This is a genomic window from Pseudomonas sp. BF-B-15, from assembly GCF_019946675.1.
In the GTDB taxonomy this organism is placed as follows: domain Bacteria; phylum Pseudomonadota; class Gammaproteobacteria; order Pseudomonadales; family Pseudomonadaceae; genus Aquipseudomonas; species Aquipseudomonas migulae.
The window spans coordinates 16,567-29,806 of the sequence record NZ_JAGYFZ010000045.1 but is presented as its reverse complement, the minus strand read 5'-3'; the positions used below and the strand labels follow the sequence as shown (position 1 = coordinate 29,806).

The following is a 13,240-nucleotide window of genomic DNA, read 5'->3' as shown; positions in this document are numbered from 1 at the left end:
ATCCGGGCGTCATGAGCGTGCGTTAGTCTGACCGTTCCTTGCTGTCTGCCGAGCTTTCCATGCCTGACCTGCTTGACCGCTACCCGCTGACGGCGGGCACTTATCACGAACTGCTCGACGACAGTGGCGCCGTACGCCCGCACTGGCGTCGGTTGTTCGACCAGTTGCAACGCAGCACGCCCGCGCAGCTGGTGCAGCGTCAGGCACTGCTGACCCGGCAGATCCAGGAAAACGGCGTGACCTACAACGTCTATGCCGATCCCAAGGGCGCGGACCGGCCGTGGGAGCTGGACTTGCTGCCGCACGTGATCGCTGCGGATGAATGGGAGCACTTGTCGGCCGGGATCGCCCAGCGGGCTCGACTGTTGAATGCTGTGCTGGCGGACTTGTATGGCCCGCAACGGTTGATCGCTGAAGGCTTGTTGCCGGCTGAGCTGGTATTCGGCCACAACAACTTCCTCTGGCCTTGTCAGGGCATCTCGCCGCCCGACGGGGCCTTTCTGCATCTGTATGCCGTGGATCTGGCGCGCACGCCCGACGGTCGCTGGTGGGTGACGGCGGATCGAACCCAGGCACCGTCCGGCGCCGGTTACGCGCTGGAAAACCGCACGATCGTGTCCCGGGCCTTCCCCGAGTTGTACCGTGATTTGAAGGTGCAGCATCTGGCCGGGTTCTTCCGCACGCTTCAGGAAACCCTGGCCCGTCAGGCGCCAAGCGACGATGAAGTGCCGTTGGTGGTGCTGCTGACACCGGGGCGTTTCAACGAAAGCTATTTCGAGCACCTGTACCTGGCGCGGCAACTCGGTTATCCGTTGGTGGAGGGCGGCGACCTCACGGTGCGCGATGCCACGGTTTACCTGAAAACCTTGAGCGGCCTGCGCAGGGTCCACGCGATCATGCGTCGGCTCGACGACGACTTCTGTGATCCGCTGGAGCTGCGCACCGACTCGGCGCTCGGTGTGCCGGGCCTGCTCGAAGCCGTGCGACAAGGACGGGTGCTGGTGGCCAACGCACTCGGCAGCGGCGTACTGGAATCGCCGGGGTTGCTGGGCTTCCTGCCGAAGATCAATCAATTCCTGTTCGGCGAAGAGTTGATCCTGCCCTCTATCGCCACGTGGTGGTGCGGCGAAGCGCCGGTGCTGGCCCAAGCGCTGGAAAAACTGCCGGAATTGCTGATCAAACCAGCGTTCCCCTCACAGAGCTTCGCGCCGGTGTTTGGCCGCGATTTGAGTGAAAAACAGCGCCAGGCGCTTTCCGAGCGCATGCAGGCACGACCTTATGCCTATGTGGCGCAAGAACTTGCGCAATTGTCCCAGGCGCCGATCTGGCAGGCCGAGGGCGGTCAGTTGCAACCTCGGGCCATCGGCATGCGCGTGTACGCAGTGGCGAGTCGCGACGGGTATAGGGTTCTGCCTGGCGGTTTGACCCGGGTGGCCGCCGAGGCCGACGCTGAAGTGGTGTCGATGCAACGCGGCGGTGCGAGCAAGGACACCTGGGTGCTGGGGGACCGGCCACCCAGCGGCGAACAATGGAAAGCCCAGCGCAACATTGGCGTGCACGATCTGGTGCGACGCGATCCGTATTTGCCGTCGCGGGTGGTGGAAAACCTGTTCTGGTTCGGCCGTTACTGCGAGCGCTGCGATGACAGTGCGCGGTTGCTGCGGATCATGCTGGCGCGCTACGTCGATGGCGATGACCCGCAGGCGCTGGACGCTGCGGTCGATCTGGGTGAACGGCTGATGTTGCTGCCCGAAGAAGGCGAGCTGCCTGAACGTTTGTTGGCGGCGTTGCTTGGTGACGACTGGCCGTTCAGCCTGCGTTCCAACCTGCAGCGCTTGCAGTGGGCGGCGTCGCAAGTGCGCGGCAAGCTCTCGCGGGAAAACTGGCAAGCGCTGGTGGAGTTGCAGCGCGAGGCCGTCGAGCTGGAAACCGAAGAACCGGATTTCGGCGAGTTGCTGGATTTTCTCAACCGTCTGGTGATGTCGCTGGCGGCACTGTCTGGTTTTGCACTGGACGACATGACCCGGGACGAAGGCTGGCGCTTCCTGATGATCGGTCGACGGATCGAACGCCTGCAATTTCTCAGCGGCAGCCTCGCGGCGTTTCTGCGCGGTAGCGGCGCCTTTGATCAGGCCGGGCTGGAGTGGCTGCTGGAGCTGGGTAACAGCAGCATCACCTACCGCTCGCGGTATCTGGCGGTGGCGCAATTGATTCCGGTGCTGGACCTGTTGCTGCTCGACGAACAAAACCCGCATGCGGTGCTGTTCCAGTTGAAGCTGGTGACCCGCACGCTTAAACGTTTGAACGATGATTTTGGTGTGCCGCGCGAAGCTGGTCTGCCGTTTCTGGTGGAGCGTCTGGCGCGCTTTGATCTTGGGTGTCTGGAGAATTCGCTGTTCGGTGAAGCCAGCGTACGCGCCGCCATCAATGGCCTGGCCGACCTGCTGCAAGAGATCGCCGATGCGAGCGGGCAGGTGTCGGATCGTTTGGCATTGCGCCATTTCGCCCACGTCGATGATGTCAGCCAACGCACGGTGTCCGTCTGATGAGCGCTCATTACCAGATTTTCCATGACACCCATTATCACTACGACAGCCCGGTGTCCCTCGCTCAGCAGTTGGCGCATCTGTGGCCGCGCTCGTGCGCCTGGCAGCGTTGTACTGCGCAACAATTGCAGATCAGCCCCGACCCGACGGCGCGCCGCGATGAACTGGATGTATTCGGCAATCCACTGACCCGGCTGGCGTTCGAGCGGCCTCACGATGAGTTACTGGTCAACGCCAGTCTTACCGTCGAAGTGCTGGCCCGGCCAACGCTGGATTTCACTCAATCGCCGGCCTGGGAAGAAACCCGCAACGCACTGACCTACAGCAGCCAGCCGCTTTCGTCCGACGTGCTCGAAGCGTGTCGTTACCGGTTTGAATCGCCGTATGTGCATTTGAAGCGCAACTTCGTCGAATTCTCGGAAAGTTGTTTTCCGGCAGGCCGGCCGCTGTTGCTCGGCGTCCAGGCGTTGATGGAAAAAATCTTCAGCGAATTCACCTTCGACGCCGAGGCCACTCAGGTGGCAACGCCTCTGGTGGAAGTGCTGGAGCGCCGTCGCGGGGTGTGCCAGGACTTCGCTCACCTGATGCTCGCGTGCGTGCGTTCCCGTGGGTTGGCGGCGCGTTACATCAGCGGCTACCTGCTGACTCAGCCGCCACCGGGCCAGCCGCGGCTGATCGGTGCCGATGCATCACACGCCTGGGTTTCAGTGTTTTGCCCGGTGTTGGGTTGGGTGGATTTCGATCCGACCAACAATGTGCAACCGGCACTCGAACACATCACCCTGGCCTGGGGCCGGGATTTCTCCGATGTATCGCCGTTGCGCGGGGTGATTCTGGGGGGCGGAAATCACGATCCGGAAGTCCGGGTCACCGTGATGCCACTGGAGTAACAAAGATCCACCCTGTAGGAGCGAGCCTGCTCGCGATGGACGTCAACGATGACGCGTCCTGTCTGGAAAAACGCGCTGTCTTCGATATCTTCGCGAGCAAGCTCGCTCCTACACGGGACACAGATCCGGTGGGCCTGATCAGATCATCGGGCCCTGAGGGTCTCAGGCGTCGGGTGCCTGATCTTTCGGTGCTTCAACATCACTTTCTGCGGTCACTTCACCGTCTGCTTCCGGGTTCAGTGCGGCGGCGTCTTCTTCAGCTGAAGCTTTCTTGCGCTGAAGCTTTTCCTCTTTCTTCTGCTCCTTGGCCAAGTCTCTCTGACGTTTGGCGAAGGAATAATTAGGTTTAGCCATGGGCGATCCTCTGGGGTCGAAGGTGAGGTTGAGCGGCGCATATTCTGCCCTGTATCGGTGCCTAGCCGTTAGCTGGGTTTTTGCTCGGCCCATTTTGGCAGTACCGAGGGCTGCCAGGCGTCCAGTGCATCGAGCAGGGTGTGCGGCGATTCGCTCACTTGCAGCATGTCACGGTGTGCTTCGCGAACGAAGCCTTCGCCGACGATATGATCAAGAAAACCGGTCAACTTGCTGTAGAAACCGTTCACTTCCAGCAGTCCCAGCGGTTTGCCGTGGTAGCCGAGCTGGCCCCAGGTCCAGACTTCGAACAGTTCTTCCAGAGTGCCCAGGCCACCGGGCAGCGCGATAAAGGCGTCGCTGAGCTCGGCCATCCGCGCCTTGCGCGCATGCATGCCGTCGACCACTTCCAGGCGCGTGAGGCCGCTGTGACCGATTTCCTTGTCTTTGAGGCTTTGCGGGATGATCCCGATCACTTCACCGCCGGCCGCCAGTGCGGCGTCGGCGACGATCCCCATCAGCCCGACGGCACCGCCGCCATAGACCAGGGTCAGCTTGCGCTCGGCCAATGCTCGCCCGAGGGCGACAGCGGCTTCACGATAAGCCGGGTTGGTGCCGGTGCTGGCACCGCAAAATACACAAACGGACGCTAAAGACATGCCTTACTCCATGGTCAGGATGGCCACAGAGTAAAGGCAGAGGCGCTATGCTCCAAGGTCTAAACTTCACGCCGGGACGTTTCACAGGTGCCACTGGCGCCACAGGCGTAAGCGGCGAGCAAACTGCACAACAGGCTATTGATGGACATGACAGACGCTCCGTATAAGTGATGACGACCTGATGATAGGGCCGCCCTAGACGTCTGGCTGGTAGATTGTTTCGATAGGTGTCATAGCCCGAAAGTTGTATACAATTTTTGATTCAGGTCATAGGAACTTGCGAAGTTTTCAGGCAGTCTTCTGTCCATTCGCACTTTTGTTAACCCTGCCTTGGAGATTCACCATGTTTGCCAAACTTGTTGCGGTATCCCTGCTGACACTGGCCAGCAGTCAATTGATGGCTGCCGAGTGCAAGACGACCATCGATTCCACCGACCAAATGGCCTTCAACACCAAGGCCATCGAAATCGACAAAAGCTGCAAGACCTTCACCGTTGAACTGACCCACTCCGGCAACCTGCCGAAAAACGTCATGGGCCACAACTGGGTGCTGAGCAAAGAAGCGGACATGCAGCCGATCGCTACCGATGGCCTGTCTGCCGGCATCGACAAGAACTACCTGAAAGAAGGTGATGCGCGCATTATCGCTCACACCAAAATCATCGGCTCCAAGGAAACCGACTCGGTGACCTTCGATGTGTCCAAGCTTGATGCTGCCGAGAAATACGGCTTCTTCTGCTCGTTCCCGGGCCACATTTCGATGATGAAAGGCACGGTTACGCTGAAGTAAGCGAATCGCTCGCATAAAAAAAGCGTCCACTTGGGACGCTTTTTTTGTGCCCGGCGTTTGACCGCGTCATCGTTCATCGCCAGCAAGCTGGCTCCTACAGTGACCGCGCGGTACTTGTAGGAGCCAGCTTGCTGGCGATAGCGTCGGGACTGACAACCCAAATCTTATGGGGCGAAAGGCATCACCCGCTTGTGATGGGTCTTCCTGTACGTATCGCAAATGATCTTGAACGCTTCCTCACGCACCGGCTGCCCATGCAGGAACGCGTCGATCTCGGCATACGTCACGCCATGGGACGCTTCGTCCGGTTTACCCGGCGACAGGTCTTCAAGGTCCGCCGTCGGGACTTTTTCCACCAGCGATTCCGGCGCGCCGAAACTGCGGGCAATTGCCCGGACCTGATTTTTTACCAGGCCGCTCAACGGGGCCAGGTCGCAGGCGCCGTCGCCGAATTTGGTGAAGAAACCCATCACCGCTTCCGCTGCATGATCGGTGCCGATCACCAGGCCATGGGCCGCGCCGGCGATGGTGTACTGGGCGACCATGCGCATCCGCGCCTTGGTGTTGCCGAGGACGAAATCCACCGAGACCGCGTGCTTGCCTTCGAACGCTGCCACTTCATTGGCCAGGGATTTGACCGCCGGGCCGATGTTCACGGTGTGGCGCTCGTCTGGCTTGATGAAATCCACCGAGGCCTGGGCGTCGTGTTCATCGAACTGGGTTTCGTACGGCAGGCGCACGGCGATGAACTTGTAGTTGTCATCACCGGTGCGGGTGCGCAGTTCACACATGGCGCGCTGCGCCAGCAGGCCGGCGGTCAGGGAATCGACGCCGCCGCTGATCCCGAGCACCAGTGTCTTGAGCCCGGAATTGACCAGGCAATCCTGGATGAAACTGATGCGCCGCGCGATTTCAGCCTCGAGGGCGGCCTCGTCGGCGAATGGCGGTTGAACCTTGAGCTGCTCAGCAATCTCACGCTGTACGGCTTGCATGAATTCACTCCTTGCTTGGTGTGCTGGAAAGGGCGGCAGGAACTTTGAAAACGTGTCGCAAATAGGCAACGAAATTCGGGTCTTTACAGTGAGTCTTGCCAGGCTCGTCGGAGATCTTTGCCACCGGCTGGCCGTTGCAGGCCGCCATTTTAAGCACGATGCTCATCGGTTCGACACCCGGAATATCGCACGTCAGGTTGGTACCGATGCCGAAGCTGACATTGATCCGACCGCGCAATGCGCGAAATATTTCCAGCGCCTTGGGCAGCGTCAGGCTGTCGGAGAACGTCAGCGTCTTGCTCATCGGGTCGATACCCAGCTTTTGATAGTGGGCGATCGCCTTTTCCGCCCAGATCACCGGATCTCCGGAGTCATGTCGCAGACCGTCAAAGAGCTTGGCGAAGAACAGGTCGAAGTCGTTGAGGAAGGCATCCATGGTGATGCAGTCCGTCAAGGCGATCCCCAGCAGGCCGCGGTACTCGCGGACCCAGCAATCGAGGGCGGCGATCTGGCTGTCGATCAGCCGCGGGCCCAGTTGCTGGTGGGCCATGATCCACTCGTGGGCCATGGTGCCCAGCGGTTTCATGTCCAGCTCTCGCGAAAGGTGCACGTTGCTGGTGCCGACGAAGCGCCCGGGGAAATCGTGCTTGAGCACGTTCACCACTTCTTCCTGCACACGGTAAGAGAAGCGACGGCGAGTACCGAAATCGGCTACTTGCAATTCGGACAATTCGTCGCTGCCGGCATTCGCGGTCAGCCAGTCGAACTTGCGATAGAGCTGTTCACGCGCCTGTACCAGCACGATCTCCCGGTAGCGATAGCGGTTGCGCACTTCGCTGACGATGGACAGCAGCGGCACTTCGAACAGGATCACATGCAGCCACGGTCCGCGCAGGCGGATGAACAGTTCGCCGTTTTCGATGCCGGTGTGGACGTAGCGCAGATTGAAGCGGAACAACCCGAGAAAACGCAGGAAATCCGGTTTCATGAAGCTGATGCGCTCCATGAAACTCAACTGGTCGGCGCTCAGGCTCAGCTCGGCCAAGCGCTCGATCTGAAAGCGGATTTCCGCCAGGTACGGGCGCAAATCCTCACTATTACGGCAACGAAACTCCCATTCGACTTCTACGTTCGGGTAGTTGTGCAGCACCGCCTGCATCATCGTCAGTTTGTAGAAGTCGGTGTCGAGCAGGTTCTGCACGATGCGATCGGCAAACACACTCTCGCTCATAACGGGATTCTCCAGGCTGGCCGCGGCCCGTGGCGGCGACGTTGCAGCTGTTTCAATGATGGGGGCTAGTGGCGCATATCAGCGCGGGGTATTGCCAGTGTTTTTTTGTGAGGGTTGTGCCGCTGCCGATGGCCTCTTCGCCGGCAAGCCCGGCTCCTACAGGACCTTTGTCTGGCCCGAAACCTGTAGGAGCACGGCTTGCCGGCGAAGGCGTCCTCAAGGCATTACAGGGCTGTCGATCTGCTCCAGCATCCACTTCACAAAATCCCGCACCTTCGGCACTTCCGCCGAATGCTCCGGGTACGCCAGGTAATAGGCGTCGGAACTGGGCATCGCATGCTGCCAGGGAATGACCAGTTTGCCGTCGGCCAATTCCTCTTCCACCAGAAACCGCGGCAGCAGCGCCACGCCGCAGCCGACCTGTGCGGCACGGATGCACATATAAAAGGTTTCGAAGCGCGGGCCGTGGTAGCTGTGTTCGGTGTGGTAACCCTGGCTGTCGAACCAGTCGTGCCAGGCCTGCGGCCGGGAGGCGTTTTGCAGCAGGACCAGGTCGGTGAGTTGCGTCGGATCGGTGAACGGCGTGGCCGGCAGGCTGCTCGGTGCACACACCGGAACAAGCTCTTCGCCGAACAGCTTCAGGCATTCGGTGCGGGGCCGTGAGCCCTGGCCGAAATAGAACGCCAGATCGCTGCGACCTTGCAGCAGGTCATCGGCTTCCTGCTCGCTGCACAGGTCTAGATGAATCGACGGATGGCGCAGTCGCCAGCCCTTCAAACGGGGGACCAGCCAGCGGGCGCCGAACGTCGGAGGCGTCGAGACGCGCAGGACTTCGGTCTCACCGCCGTAGGAACGCAGGTAATGGGTCGACATCTCGACTTGCGTGAGGATTTTTCGTACCTCAACCAGATACAAATCACCGGCCGGGGTCATTTGCAGGCGTCGGCGTACTCGACGAAACAACAGGTGCTGCAACAATTCTTCGAGTTGCGCGACCTGTTTGCTGACGGCACTCTGGGTCAGGTTCAGCTCTTCGGCGGCCCGCGTGAAGCTCAAATGCCGGGTCACGGCCTCGAAACACTGCAGTGCAGTGATCGACGGCAGGTAGCGTTTATTCAGCATGGGTTGTCCTTTTTTCTTGTTTCTTGCTGACCAGCAATTCGCAGCATGAATAAACGGAATGATATCTCTCTTAAAGGTCGTTTGTTGGGTAACCTCCGGCGAGCTAAAACTACAGGTCTGATCAGCCGTGATATTCCGGCTGCACGTTTTCTGTTTTAGCTCGAGGAGTGACCCATGGTTGCCGCATTGCTTGATCGTCTTGGTGTGAACCCGGCCCTGTACCAGAACGGCAAAGTGCCGGTGCATTCGCCGATCGATGGCAGCAAGATCGCCTCTGTGAACTGGGAAGGCGCCGCTGAAGTCGAGCAGCACATCAGTCGCGCAGATCATGCGTTCGAATTGTGGCGCAAGGTCCCGGCCCCGCGCCGTGGCGAATTGGTGCGTCAACTGGGCGACATCCTGCGCGAATACAAGGCCGACCTCGGCGAGCTGGTGTCCTGGGAAGCGGGCAAGATCACTCAGGAAGGCCTGGGTGAAGTTCAGGAGATGATCGACATCTGCGACTTCGCCGTCGGTCTGTCCCGTCAACTGTACGGCTTGACCATCGCCTCCGAGCGTCCAGGCCACCACATGCGCGAAACCTGGCACCCGCTGGGCGTCGTGGGTGTGATCAGTGCGTTCAACTTCCCGGTCGCGGTCTGGGCCTGGAACACCACGCTGGCGCTGGTCTGCGGCAACCCGGTGATCTGGAAACCGTCGGAGAAAACCCCGTTGACCGCACTGGCCTGCCAGGCGCTGTTCGACCGCGTACTGAAAAACTTCAGCGATGCACCTGCGCACCTGAGCCAGGTGATCATTGGCGGTCGCGATGCTGGCGAAGCACTGGTCGATGACCCGCGTGTCGCGCTGATCAGCGCCACCGGCAGCACCCGCATGGGCCGCGAAGTGGCACCGAAAATCGCCGCACGTTTCGCCCGCAGCATTCTCGAACTGGGTGGCAACAACGCCATGATCCTCGGCCCAAGCGCAGACCTGGACATGGCCGTTCGCGCCATCCTGTTCAGCGCCGTCGGCACTGCCGGTCAGCGCTGCACCACGTTGCGTCGCCTGATCGCTCACGAATCGGTGAAAGAAGAAATCGTCACCCGCCTGAAAGCCGCGTACTCGAAAGTTCGTATCGGCAACCCGCTGGAAGGCAACCTGATCGGTCCGCTGATCGACAAACACAGCTTCGACAACATGCAGGATGCGCTGGAGCAGGCCTTGAGCGAGGGCGGCCGGGTCTTCGGCGGCAAGCGTCAGCTGGAAGACAAATACCCGAACGCTTACTACGTCTCGCCGGCCATTGTTGAAATGCCGGAGCAGAGCGACGTGGTCTGCCACGAAACCTTCGCGCCGATTCTTTATGTGATCGGCTACAAAGACTTCGACGAAGCCCTGCGTTTGAACAATGCCGTGCCACAAGGCCTGTCTTCGTGCATCTTCACCACTGACGTGCGTGAAGCCGAGCAATTCATGTCCGCAGTGGGCAGCGACTGCGGCATCGCCAACGTCAACATCGGCCCGAGCGGCGCGGAAATCGGCGGCGCGTTTGGTGGCGAGAAAGAAACCGGCGGTGGCCGTGAGTCGGGCTCCGATGCCTGGCGCGGGTACATGCGCCGCCAGACCAACACCGTGAACTACTCGCTGGAGTTGCCGTTGGCGCAGGGCATTACGTTCGACTGATGGGCCCCTTCGCGGGCAAGCCTCGCTCCTACACAGGATCACTCAACACCTGTAGGAGCGAGCGGGCGGCGATCCGACTTGCCCGCGAAGCTTTTGCTTTGTTGTTTGTTAGGTTTCTGTTGGAGTCTGGCAATGCCGTTACGCGAAGAGTGTCTGTGGGAAAAACTGACGCCGCAAAGGCCCGACAATGCTGCGCTCAAGGGCGAAGTAACGGTCGATGTCTGCGTCATCGGTGCCGGGTTCACCGGTCTGTCGGCGGCGGTGCATCTGCTGGAACAAGGCAAGACGGTGTGTGTGCTGGAAGCTCATCGTGCCGGTCATGGCGGTTCTGGACGCAACGTCGGGCTGGTCAACGCCGGCATGTGGATTCCACCGGACGAGATCGAAGCCGGGTTCGGCGAAGCGGTGGGCAGTCAGCTCAATCGCATGCTGGGTGCCGCGCCGTCCCTGGTGTTCAGCCTGGTCGACAAATACAACATTGATTGCCAGTTACGCCGCGAAGGCACGTTGCACATGGCGCACAACGCCCGTGGCGAAGCGGATTTGCGCAGTCGTGAAGAACAATGGAAACGTCGCGGCGCCCCGGTGGAACTGCTGACTGGTCAAGCCTGCGAACAAGCAACCGGCACCAAAAAGATCGCCGCTGCGTTGCTCGACAAGCGTGCCGGCACGATCAACCCGATGGCTTACACCACGGGGCTGGCCAAGGCGGCTATCGGCCTTGGTGGTCGGCTGTTCGATCATTCTCCCGTGACCAGGCTCGAACGTCAGGGCCAGCGCTGGTCGGTGCAAACGGCGCAGGGTTCGGTGCTTGCCGAGCAAGTCGTGATTGCGTCCAACGCTTACACCGAAGGTGACTGGACGGAACTGCGGCGCAATTTCTTCCCCGGTTATTACTATCAAGTGGCCTCGGTGCCGCTGACTGACGACGCCGCGCAGCAAATCCTCCCGGGTGGCCAGGGCTCGTGGGACACCCGGCAGGTGCTCAGCAGTATTCGTCGCGACAAAGACGGTCGCCTGTTGCTCGGCAGTCTGGGTAATGGCAATCAGAAGCCGACCTGGTTCCTCAAGGCTTGGGCCGACCGGGTTCAGCAGCACTATTTTCCGTACCTCAAACAGGTGGAATGGGAGTGCACCTGGACCGGTTGCATCGCGTTTACGCCCGATCATTTGATGCGCCTGTTCGAACCGGCGCCCGGTTTAGTGGCAGTCACCGGTTACAACGGTCGGGGCGTGACTACGGGGACGGTGGTCGGCAAAGCCTTTGCCGATTATTTGTGTAACGGAAATCCTCAGGCGCTGCCGATTCCCTTCGCACCCATGCAGCCACTGGCGGGGGTGGGGCTGCGTAGCTGTCTATATGAGGCGGGGTTTTCGCTGTATCACGCGGGCCAGTGCCTGCGGATCGTGATTTGATTGTTGAAATTTGTTGCTGGAAGCGGCGCTTTTCGGCGCAGCGGCTAGCCTGTAAAAGGTGCGGGTTGTAGCAGTACCGCACCAGCAGTGTGCACTTCGGTGACGCACGTTGTTACAGGCTGGTTGCACGTCGTTTGGCGCCGCGGTTGCAATGATGGCGCGTGCGGGTTGCGCCTTAAAAAATAAATGGTTTCACCTTCCGCGGTTTAGACGGTTGCACGCCCAATGAAAATGGGCTCGAAACAGTCGAAATAACAATAAAGCAGCGACTTTTTTCAGAATAAAAAACCGATGGCACGGCCCTTGCTCTGAGCATTCAGTGAAGTCGCAGTGCCAACTAAAAAAAAACCTTGGAGCACCACCTCATGTCCCAGACGTTTTACAAGAAAGGCTTTCTGGCCCTCGCAGTGGCAGCTGCGCTGGGTGTTTCTGCGTTTGCACAGGCTGACGTAAAAATCGGTGTTGCGGGTCCTATGACAGGCGCCAACGCAGCATTTGGCGAGCAGTACATGAAGGGTGCACAGGCAGCAGCCGACGCAATCAACGCGTCGGGCGGCGTCAACGGGGAAAAAATCGTACTGGTCAAGGGCGATGACGCCTGCGAACCGAAACAGGCTGTGACGGTCGCCAAGGACCTGACCAACCAGAAAGTGGCAGGCGTGGTTGGTCACTTCTGCTCCTCGTCGACCATCCCGGCCTCCGAGATCTACGACGAAGCAGGCATCATCGCAATCACTCCGGGTTCCACCAACCCACAGGTGACCGAGCGTGGTCTGAGCGCCATGTTCCGTATGTGCGGTCGTGACGACCAGCAGGGCATCGTTGCCGGCGACTACATCGTCGACGTGCTCAAGGGCAAGAAAGTCGTGGTTCTGCACGACAAAGACACCTACGGCCAAGGTCTGGCCGACGCCACCAAGGCTCAACTGGCCAAGCGCGGCGTAACGCCGGTTCTGTACGAAGGCCTGACCCGCGGCGAGAAAGACTTCAGCGCCGTGGTAACCAAGATCCGTGCAGCCGGTGCCGATGTCGTCTATTTCGGCGGCCTGCACCCGGAAGCCGGTCCACTGGTTCGCCAACTGCGTGAACAAGGCCTCAAGGACGTCAAATTCATGTCCGATGACGGCATCGTTACTGACGAACTCGTGACCACCGCCGGTGGCCCGCAGAACGTTGATGGCGTGTACATGACCTTCGGTGCCGACCCACGCTTGCTGCCAGACAGCAAAACCGTGGTAGACACCTTCCGCAAGGCCGGCACCGAGCCAGAAGGCTACACCCTGTACGCCTACGCTTCGGTTCAGACCCTGGCGGCTGCTTTCAACGGCGCCAAGTCCAACAGCGGCGAAAAAGCGGCTGAGTGGCTGAAGAAAAACCCGGTTAAAACCGTGATGGGCGAGAAGACCTGGGACGCCAAGGGCGACCTGAAAGTCTCCGACTACGTGGTTTATCAGTGGGACAAGGATGGCAAATACCACCAACTGGAAAAACAGAAGTGATATGAGCTGTTGATCTGCCCGGCGCCTTGAGCGCCGGGCAATCGAAGAACATGTCCGTGCAGTACCTGTCTTTTCTCGT

11 protein-coding genes are annotated in these 13,240 nt (G+C 60.0%); 6 read left to right on the top strand and 5 right to left on the bottom strand.

All coding sequences use genetic code 11. The annotated features are described in order from the left end of the window. Window positions 1–59 precede the first annotated feature (59 nt). Both KGA97_RS16095 and KGA97_RS16090 read left to right on the top strand, forming a co-directional pair. Window positions 60–2,546, top strand: a complete 2,487-nt coding sequence (locus KGA97_RS16095; protein WP_008035360.1) for a circularly permuted type 2 ATP-grasp protein — start codon at window positions 60–62, stop codon at window positions 2,544–2,546. Next, window positions 2,546–3,436 (top strand): transglutaminase N-terminal domain-containing protein, encoded by an 891-nt coding sequence (locus tag KGA97_RS16090; protein ID WP_223451715.1) that lies wholly within the window; start codon window positions 2,546–2,548, stop codon window positions 3,434–3,436. Before KGA97_RS16095 ends, KGA97_RS16090 begins: the two co-directional genes overlap by 1 nt. A gap of 162 nt (window positions 3,437–3,598) precedes the next feature. On the opposite strand, the gene KGA97_RS16085 is transcribed toward KGA97_RS16090, so the two are convergent. Together KGA97_RS16085 and KGA97_RS16080 are read right to left on the bottom strand one after the other, a co-directional pair. Continuing rightward, entirely contained in the window at window positions 3,599–3,790 is a 192-nt protein-coding gene (locus KGA97_RS16085) for a hypothetical protein (RefSeq protein WP_008035362.1), read from the bottom strand. 68 nt (window positions 3,791–3,858) lie between these two features. Next, on the bottom strand, window positions 3,859–4,446 hold the full coding sequence (locus KGA97_RS16080) for a TIGR00730 family Rossman fold protein (RefSeq protein ID WP_008035363.1): 588 nt from the start codon (window positions 4,444–4,446) through the stop codon (window positions 3,859–3,861). A gap of 343 nt (window positions 4,447–4,789) precedes the next feature. Between KGA97_RS16080 and azu the strand changes: the two genes are divergently transcribed. Then, window positions 4,790–5,236 (top strand): azurin, encoded by a 447-nt coding sequence (azu, locus tag KGA97_RS16075; RefSeq protein ID WP_008035372.1) that lies wholly within the window; start codon window positions 4,790–4,792, stop codon window positions 5,234–5,236. Between the two features lie 164 nt (window positions 5,237–5,400). On the opposite strand, the gene nadE is transcribed toward azu, so the two are convergent. The 3 genes from nadE to KGA97_RS16060 all read right to left on the bottom strand — a co-directional run bounded on the left by nadE (window position 5,401) and on the right by KGA97_RS16060 (window position 8,581). Next, window positions 5,401–6,228 carry an ammonia-dependent NAD(+) synthetase gene (gene nadE, locus KGA97_RS16070; RefSeq protein WP_008043144.1) on the bottom strand — a complete coding sequence of 276 codons (828 nt, stop codon included), beginning with the start codon at window positions 6,226–6,228 and terminating at the stop codon, window positions 5,401–5,403. A 4-nt stretch (window positions 6,229–6,232) separates the two neighbouring features. Beyond that, a complete protein-coding gene (pncB, locus tag KGA97_RS16065) occupies window positions 6,233–7,459 on the bottom strand; it encodes a nicotinate phosphoribosyltransferase (protein ID WP_223435564.1) in 1,227 nt (408 codons plus the stop codon). A 216-nt stretch (window positions 7,460–7,675) separates the two neighbouring features. Then, the gene (locus KGA97_RS16060) at window positions 7,676–8,581 is read right to left on the bottom strand and encodes a LysR family transcriptional regulator (RefSeq protein WP_008043152.1); all 906 of its coding nucleotides are present in this window, start codon (window positions 8,579–8,581) and stop codon (window positions 7,676–7,678) included. 174 nt (window positions 8,582–8,755) lie between these two features. Between KGA97_RS16060 and KGA97_RS16055 the strand changes: the two genes are divergently transcribed. The 3 genes from KGA97_RS16055 (at window position 8,756) to KGA97_RS16045 (ending at window position 13,161) form a co-directional block, all read left to right on the top strand. Next, complete coding sequence (locus KGA97_RS16055; RefSeq protein ID WP_008043154.1) at window positions 8,756–10,246, top strand: aldehyde dehydrogenase family protein; 1,491 nt, start codon at window positions 8,756–8,758, stop codon at window positions 10,244–10,246. A gap of 132 nt (window positions 10,247–10,378) precedes the next feature. Next, a complete protein-coding gene (locus KGA97_RS16050) occupies window positions 10,379–11,662 on the top strand; it encodes an NAD(P)/FAD-dependent oxidoreductase (protein WP_008035381.1) in 1,284 nt (427 codons plus the stop codon). 365 nt (window positions 11,663–12,027) lie between these two features. Beyond that, window positions 12,028–13,161 carry a branched-chain amino acid ABC transporter substrate-binding protein gene (locus tag KGA97_RS16045; protein ID WP_008035383.1) on the top strand — a complete coding sequence of 378 codons (1,134 nt, stop codon included), beginning with the start codon at window positions 12,028–12,030 and terminating at the stop codon, window positions 13,159–13,161. Window positions 13,162–13,240 lie beyond the last annotated feature (79 nt).

Excerpts from the sequence above, each read along its gene's own strand:
- KGA97_RS16095 (WP_008035360.1), top strand. The coding sequence starts at position 60 with ATGCCTGACCTGCTTGACCGCTACCCGCTGACGGCGGGCACTTATCAC.
- KGA97_RS16090 (WP_223451715.1), top strand. The coding sequence starts at position 2,546 with ATGAGCGCTCATTACCAGATTTTCCATGACACCCATTATCACTACGAC.
- KGA97_RS16085 (WP_008035362.1), bottom strand. The coding sequence starts at position 3,790 with ATGGCTAAACCTAATTATTCCTTCGCCAAACGTCAGAGAGACTTGGCC.
- KGA97_RS16080 (WP_008035363.1), bottom strand. The coding sequence starts at position 4,446 with ATGTCTTTAGCGTCCGTTTGTGTATTTTGCGGTGCCAGCACCGGCACC.
- azu (WP_008035372.1), top strand. The coding sequence starts at position 4,790 with ATGTTTGCCAAACTTGTTGCGGTATCCCTGCTGACACTGGCCAGCAGT.
- nadE (WP_008043144.1), bottom strand. The coding sequence starts at position 6,228 with ATGCAAGCCGTACAGCGTGAGATTGCTGAGCAGCTCAAGGTTCAACCG.
- pncB (WP_223435564.1), bottom strand. The coding sequence starts at position 7,459 with ATGAGCGAGAGTGTGTTTGCCGATCGCATCGTGCAGAACCTGCTCGAC.
- KGA97_RS16060 (WP_008043152.1), bottom strand. The coding sequence starts at position 8,581 with ATGCTGAATAAACGCTACCTGCCGTCGATCACTGCACTGCAGTGTTTC.
- KGA97_RS16055 (WP_008043154.1), top strand. The coding sequence starts at position 8,756 with ATGGTTGCCGCATTGCTTGATCGTCTTGGTGTGAACCCGGCCCTGTAC.
- KGA97_RS16050 (WP_008035381.1), top strand. The coding sequence starts at position 10,379 with ATGCCGTTACGCGAAGAGTGTCTGTGGGAAAAACTGACGCCGCAAAGG.
- KGA97_RS16045 (WP_008035383.1), top strand. The coding sequence starts at position 12,028 with ATGTCCCAGACGTTTTACAAGAAAGGCTTTCTGGCCCTCGCAGTGGCA.